Source organism: Lactococcus sp. UBA7128, assembly GCF_002492185.1.
Classification (GTDB): domain Bacteria; phylum Bacillota; class Bacilli; order Lactobacillales; family Streptococcaceae; genus Lactococcus; species Lactococcus muris.
This window is the reverse complement of record NZ_DKXK01000077.1, coordinates 23799-30352: the sequence shown is the minus strand read 5'-3', so window position 1 is coordinate 30352 and position 6554 is coordinate 23799. Positions and strand designations below refer to the sequence as shown.

Here is a 6554-nt window from a genome sequence, read left to right as displayed (position 1 = left end):
CTTTCTAGCAATTCTTCGAATTTTTGAACATTTTGATAGAGTTGGTTGTACTGTTCCAAGTAAGCTTGGAAGGCTTGACCTTTCCACTCTTCCGCGATTGTGCTATTCATCGAATTTACACGTTGAATCGCTTGTTCGATTTCTTCCTTAGATTGGATATAAACTTGCGCTTGTTGCTTCAGTTCTTCAGGTGTAACACTAATTGTTGCCATTTTCATTCTCCTTTAAAATAATATAATATATGTAATTAAAAAATTATTACCTTACTTTATTGGGGCATGATGTATCTGCTTTATATGAAAGCAGATGAACAAAAATGAGAAAGTGTATCGTTTTCTCACAATATTATTTTACCATTCTCTTTTATAAATTGTCAAAGAAAAACGGGAGTCATTTTCGCTATAAACCTTAGCTACGACCTGCGTAAGAACAGTTTTTATATCAAAGAAAACCGGATGATAATCAACAGAACACCTAGAAAACATGTGATAAACTTCACTTTCAGACCTGAACACGCGCATCTAGAATAGCTGTAATTTAGTCATTCCACTTTACATTGCGTAAAAGAAAAAGTGATGAAGATAGCTTTGAAATCACTCTATCTTCACCACTCGTCTCAGTATTGTTTTATTCTGCTCATTTTTCCAAATACTCCGGCAAAAATGTATTGGCTAAAAAGCTCGTATCATAATCCCCGGCAATAACATTATCATCTGAAATTAATTCCAGTTGGAAGTCAATATTGGTTGTTAAACCTTCCACATCAAATTCCATCAATGCACGCTGCATTTTCATCAAAGCTTCAAAACGATTTTCGCCATGAACGATAACTTTTGCAATCATTGAATCATAATAAGGTGGGATGGTGTAGCCTGTATACATGGCTGAATCCACACGTAAACCTACACCGCCACTTGGTAAAAACAGATTGGTGATTTTACCCGGGCTTGGTGCAAAGTTAAATTTAGGATTTTCTGCATTGATACGGCACTCAATAGCATGTCCTTTGAACTCAATATCTTCTTGTTTCACAGAAAGTTCTTGACCATCTGCAATTCGAATCTGTTCCTTAACAATATCCACACCTGAGACAAACTCGGTTACAGGATGTTCAACTTGCACACGTGTATTCATTTCCATGAAGAAGAAATCACCTGAAGTTTCGTCCAAGAGGAACTCAATGGTTCCTGCGTTTTCATAGTTCACATGTGCTGCTGCTTTGACAGCAGCTTGGCAGATGCGCTCTCGTAAAGTATGTCCAATCGCGACAGATGGACTTTCCTCCAGAACCTTCTGGTTATTCCGTTGGAGGGAACAATCACGTTCTCCTAAGTGAATAACATTGCCATGTTGGTCTGCTAAGATTTGGACCTCAATATGACGTGCGGGGAAAATCATTCGCTCGATAAACATGGCACCATTGCCAAAGGCTGCTTTGGCTTCAGCAGTAGCTGCTTCAAAAGCGGGGACGAGTTCTTCAGCATTACTGACCTTACGGATACCTTTTCCGCCACCACCGGCTGATGCTTTCAGCATGACAGGATAGCCGATTTTATTCGCTAAAGTTAGTGCTTCTTCACTCGTATACACTTCACCTTCAGAACCCGGCGTTACAGGAACACCTGCTTTGACCATTTCTGCACGTGCGTTAATTTTATCTCCCATCATATCCATGACTTGGGCAGAAGGACCGATAAATTTGATATTCATTTCCTCACAAAGACGTGCAAACTTTGAGTTTTCACTCAAAAAACCAAACCCTGGATGAATGGCTTGAGCTCCAGTAGCAACAGCTGCTTCTAGGATATTATTCATATTCAGATAAGACTCTGTTGCGCGAGCTGGACCGATACAAATGGCTTCATCTGCCAGCGCAACATGTAGTGCATCACGATCTGCTTCTGAGTATACGGCAACAGTAGCAACACCGAGTTCTCGTGCTGCACGAATAATACGTACAGCAATCTCACCACGATTAGCGATTAAAATTTTATTAAACATAGTTTGATAACTCCTATCAGGCTCTTATTCCAAAGGTTCTCCTCAGCAAAAAAGTAAAATCAAGACAGTCTCTCTGTCTTTTTGACCTATGGTGTATAAAACCAACTTGGATGGATTTAAGCCAAAGCTTTGAAACTTCAAAGTACACTTACTTTTAAAAGTTGCCACAGGCTAACTGTGGCATTGATTGTATTTTTTTATTTGCCTAAAGCAAAAGTTAAGGTACCTTTTGCAGCCAATTTACCGTCAACCTTAGCCTCAGCTTCAACAACAGCAATCGGTCCACGACGTTTGATAAATTTAGCATGCAAGATCAGCTGATCTCCGGGAACAACCTGCTTTTTATACTTTACATTATCCATTCCAGCATAAAAAACAAGTTTTCCTTTGTTTTCAGGTTTTGAAAGTTCCAACACACCCGCAGCCTGTGCCAAGGCTTCCATAATCAATACACCCGGCATTACTGGATATTGTGGAAAATGCCCTTGGAAAAATTCTTCGTTAATCGTCACATTCTTGATGGCGGTGATTTCATCATCCGCGATATCAATCACACGATCCACTAAAAGAAAAGGATAACGGTGAGGCAATGCCTCCATAATTTTTGTGACGTCAATATTTACTTCTGTCATTTTTTACCGCTCCTTTATTTAATGCGTACTAATTCTTGACCGAATTCAACCACATCCTCGGCATTGACCATGATTTCAGTGATTACCCCATCTTTAGGTGCTGGAATTTCGTTCATGACTTTCATTGCTTCAATGATAAGTAAGGTTTGGCCTTTTTTGACTGTATCTCCAACAGTAACAAATTCAGGCTTGCCCGGTGCAGGTTGCAAGTAAGCTACACCAACCAAAGGACTTGTTACTGCTTCGCCTTCTGCTGTGGCGATTTCTTCCACACGCTGCTCTGTTTCTACCGCAAGTTCTGTGCGATTTTCGCTTACAGGTGCTAACGCGCTTGCTTTTGCTTCTGGAAGGACTGATTCAGCTGCTGCTGCAAGAACTTTATTTTCATTTTTTGAGAAAGACAGTTCTCCTTCTGCTGTACGCCAAGAAAATTCACGCAAACTCGAACCGTCAAACTGTGTCATCAACTCTTTTACTTCATTAATATTCATTCTTATATCCCGCTCGCTTTCTTTTCCACAACCTAGGTTAAAGTGCACTTAGACTCTGAGAAAGAAAGCAGAGTGCTTATCTTTCTTTTAAACTAATCTGTGAATTTTTTAAAGGCCAATACGGCATTGTGTCCACCAAATCCAAAGTCTTGTGACAATGCGTAATTAATCTTAGCATCTTGGCCTTGACCAAGAACGACATTGATTGTCATGCCCTCGTCCAATTCTTTTGTTCCAGCATTCACTGGTGCAAACTGATTTAAAATAGCTTGTACTGTCGCTACTGCTTCGATAGCTCCTGTCGCTCCGAGAGCATGACCATGTAAAGCCTTTGTCGATGAAACCAAAGCTTTATCCCCAATAACATTATGGATAGCTTTTGCTTCTGTTTCTTCATTGGCAGGTGTTGATGTCCCGTGTGCATTGACATAGTCCACATCAGCTCCAGAAATACCTGCTTCTTCTAAGGCAAGCTTTATCGCATTTTCAGCACCAACACCTGATGGTGTTGTCATATGATAGGCATCATTTGTGTTACCATAACCAACAATTTCGGCTAAGATATTTGCACCACGTGCTTGTGCATGTTCAAGATTTTCCAAAATCAAGACACCCGCACCTTCACCCATAACAAAGCCCGAACGGTCCTTGTCAAATGGACGGCAAGCAATTGAAGGATCCGCCTCCTTTGTCAAAGCAGTCAAGTTGGCAAAGCCAGCAATGCCAAGCTCACAAATCGCAGCTTCAGCACCACCAGCGATAATAGCATCCGCATAACCATGTTTAATCTCACGGAAAGCTGAACCAATAGAGTTTGCCCCTGCTGCGCACGCTGTAACTTCAGCACGCGATACACCATGCGCACCAGTACGCAAGGCAACATTACCTGTCGCCATGTTGGCAATTGCCAATGGCACATAAAGTGGTGTTACTTTACGTGGACCTTTAAGTAGTGCTTGTGAGTTCTTTTGTGTTTGCTCCAAGCCACCGATACCTGAGGCCATGATACAACCTAAGCGATCGTAATTTGTGTTCTCTGGAGTTATGCCTGACATTTCCATAGCTTCAAGAGCCGCATAGACAGCATAAAGTGAAAAAGTATCCATACGACGGGCATCTTTTTTCTCAAAATGCTTTTCAAATGGAAATTCTTTGACTTCAGCTGCCACACTAATACCTGTAGCTTCAGCATCAAAGCGCGTAATTGGACCGATACCTGTTTTACCGGACTTAAGGCTGTTCCAAAATTCTTCTGGTGTATTACCGATAGCACTGGTTACACCGTAACCTGTAATGACTACACGATTCATCTTTTTCTCCTTTGGAGTTTGTTACAAACTTCTTTTTAGACTAATCTGGTGTAAGGCTACATGACCATGCCACCGTCAATAGACAATACTTGCCCTGTCATGTATTCTTGCTCTGCAAGGAATTTCACGACTGTAGCGACTTCTTCTGGTTGACCAAAACGCTTCATTGGGATTTGGCCCTTCATTGCATCCTTGACTTTATCTGAAAGAACTTCCGTCATATCTGAATCAATAAAGCCCGGTGCTACAGCATTGACACGTACATTACGCCCAGCCACTTCACGCGCAATTGATTTTGTCAAACCAATCAATCCAGCTTTTGAAGCTGCATAGTTGGCTTGGCCCGCATTACCAATTAAGCCGACCACGGAAGTAATATTAATAATTGCGCCTTCTCTCGCACGTGTCATTGGCTTCAAAACAGCTTGTGTCATATTGAAAGCACCTGTGAGGTTTACTTTCAAAACGGCTTCAAAATCTTCTTCGCTCATTTTCAATGATAAACCATCACGAGTTATTCCCGCATTATTGACCAGAACATCAACTGAGCCTAAAGCATCAACTGCTTCTGCAACCATACGTTTGGCATCATCAGCTTGCGAAATATCGCCAGATACGCCGACCGCCTTAACACCAAAAGAAGTGAACTCTGACAAGAGGGATTCAGAAATAGCTGAACGTCCATTGATAATCACGTTCGCACCAGCTTGCGCAAACTGCAAGGCAATCGCCTTACCAATACCACGTGTTGAGCCCGTCACAAAGACATTTTTATTTTTAATTTCCATTATTTTTCCTGTTCTTATGATTTTTAATTGCTCTCAAACCAAGTTCTACAGTGACAACTCTCACTTATTTCATAAGCTTAAGCTTCTTCTGCCATCAAAGCCTTGAATGAGGCAAGATCTTCAACATTGGTAAAGCTGGCTTCCTTGTCTATTTTTTTAATAAAACCAGAAAGAACTTTACCAGGTCCAACTTCAATAAAGCGTTGTACGCCGAGTTCTTTCATTGTTTCAATAGACTCGTAGAAACGTACCGGCTCCATCACTTGACGCGTGAGGAGTACTTTTATCTCTGACTGCTGCATCACTTGGGCTGTCGTATTTGAGATAAGCGCCATGCTGAAGTTGTTAAAATGAACATGTTCAAGTGCTTGGGCTAACTTTTCGCTCGCGGGTTTTAAAAGGGCTGTATGGAAAGGACCAGATACTTTCAGCTCAATCATACGTTTCACACCAGCTTCTTTCAGAAGTTCCACAGCGTAATTAACAGCTTCGGCTTGACCACCAATAACGATCTGTGCAGGGGTGTTATAGTTGGCTGGACTTACAATCCCACGCTCTGATGCTTGTTCACAAATTTCTTCGATCAAAGCAGCTTCTGTATTCATCACAGCAACCATTTTACCTGATCCTGTTGGCGCAGCTTCAGTCATATATTGACCACGTTTTGCAACCAAAGCAACAGCTTCTGCAAAACCTAGCGCACCACTGGCTACTAATGCAGAGTACTCCCCTAGAGAAAGACCGGCCACAAGGTCTGGTTGAATGCCCTTCTCTGAAAGTAAGCGAAGGATCGCTACAGACGTTGTTAAAATGGCTGGTTGGGTATGTTGTGTTTCGTTGAGTTTTGCTTCATCATTATCAATTAAGTCACGAAGGTCATAACCCAAGACTTGACTTGCCTGATCAAAAGTTTCTCTGACAATGTCAAATTCATCAAAAAGGTCCTTAGCCATTCCCAGCTTTTGAGCGCCTTGACCAGAAAAAAGAAATGCTGTTTTCATATTTTTTAATTTCACAAAATTTAATTTTTGTGACACTTCCTAATTTTCAAAATTTATCACAAGTGAAAAACGGGGCTTTCACCCCATTATTCCGTTTATTGTTGAGCTTCGACATATTTTACGAGATCAGCAACAGTTTTCATGTCTGCTTCTGTATCTACTTCAACATCAAACTCATCTTCAATATCATTAATAATTTGGAAAAGGTCAAGTGAGTCCGCATCGAGTTCTTCAAATGAAGTTTCGAGTGTTACTTCTTCTTTTTCTTTGCCGAGTTCATCAGCGATGATGTCTTGTACTTTTTCAAATACTGCCATTGTATTTCTCCTTA

Annotated in this window: 8 protein-coding genes; all 8 read right to left on the bottom strand. The window is 41.1% G+C overall.

All coding sequences use genetic code 11. The features are described from left to right. On the bottom strand, positions 1-212 hold a 212-nt coding region (locus B4H39_RS08470), incomplete at its 3' end, for a WXG100 family type VII secretion target (RefSeq protein WP_286927566.1). Between the two features lie 424 nt (positions 213-636). Next, the gene (locus tag B4H39_RS08465; protein ID WP_251420654.1) at positions 637-2001 is read right to left on the bottom strand and encodes an acetyl-CoA carboxylase biotin carboxylase subunit; all 1365 of its coding nucleotides are present in this window, start codon (positions 1999-2001) and stop codon (positions 637-639) included. Positions 2002-2198: 197 nt separating this feature from the next. Beyond that, positions 2199-2633 (bottom strand): 3-hydroxyacyl-ACP dehydratase FabZ, encoded by a 435-nt coding sequence (gene fabZ, locus B4H39_RS08460; protein WP_251420656.1) that lies wholly within the window; start codon positions 2631-2633, stop codon positions 2199-2201. A gap of 14 nt (positions 2634-2647) precedes the next feature. Beyond that, complete coding sequence (gene accB, locus B4H39_RS08455) at positions 2648-3124, bottom strand: acetyl-CoA carboxylase biotin carboxyl carrier protein (protein ID WP_202230304.1); 477 nt, start codon at positions 3122-3124, stop codon at positions 2648-2650. Between the two features lie 92 nt (positions 3125-3216). After that, positions 3217-4434, bottom strand: a complete 1218-nt coding sequence (gene fabF / locus B4H39_RS08450) for a beta-ketoacyl-ACP synthase II (protein WP_251420658.1) — start codon at positions 4432-4434, stop codon at positions 3217-3219. Between the two features lie 56 nt (positions 4435-4490). Further along, positions 4491-5222 (bottom strand): 3-oxoacyl-[acyl-carrier-protein] reductase, encoded by a 732-nt coding sequence (gene fabG, locus B4H39_RS08445; RefSeq protein WP_251420660.1) that lies wholly within the window; start codon positions 5220-5222, stop codon positions 4491-4493. 77 nt (positions 5223-5299) lie between these two features. Next, positions 5300-6223 (bottom strand): ACP S-malonyltransferase, encoded by a 924-nt coding sequence (gene fabD / locus B4H39_RS08440; RefSeq protein WP_251420662.1) that lies wholly within the window; start codon positions 6221-6223, stop codon positions 5300-5302. A gap of 95 nt (positions 6224-6318) precedes the next feature. Further along, positions 6319-6540, bottom strand: a complete 222-nt coding sequence (locus B4H39_RS08435) for an acyl carrier protein (RefSeq protein WP_202230300.1) — start codon at positions 6538-6540, stop codon at positions 6319-6321. Between the last annotated feature and the right edge of the window lie 14 nt (positions 6541-6554).

Bases quoted from the DNA above. Each gene is read 5' to 3' on its own strand.
- fabG (WP_251420660.1), bottom strand. From the start codon at position 5,222: ATGGAAATTAAAAATAAAAATGTCTTTGTGACGGGCTCAACACGTGGT.
- fabD (WP_251420662.1), bottom strand. From the start codon at position 6,223: ATGAAAACAGCATTTCTTTTTTCTGGTCAAGGCGCTCAAAAGCTGGGA.
- B4H39_RS08435 (WP_202230300.1), bottom strand. From the start codon at position 6,540: ATGGCAGTATTTGAAAAAGTACAAGACATCATCGCTGATGAACTCGGC.
- fabF (WP_251420658.1), bottom strand. From the start codon at position 4,434: ATGAATCGTGTAGTCATTACAGGTTACGGTGTAACCAGTGCTATCGGT.
- B4H39_RS08465 (WP_251420654.1), bottom strand. From the start codon at position 2,001: ATGTTTAATAAAATTTTAATCGCTAATCGTGGTGAGATTGCTGTACGT.
- accB (WP_202230304.1), bottom strand. From the start codon at position 3,124: ATGAATATTAATGAAGTAAAAGAGTTGATGACACAGTTTGACGGTTCG.
- fabZ (WP_251420656.1), bottom strand. From the start codon at position 2,633: ATGACAGAAGTAAATATTGACGTCACAAAAATTATGGAGGCATTGCCT.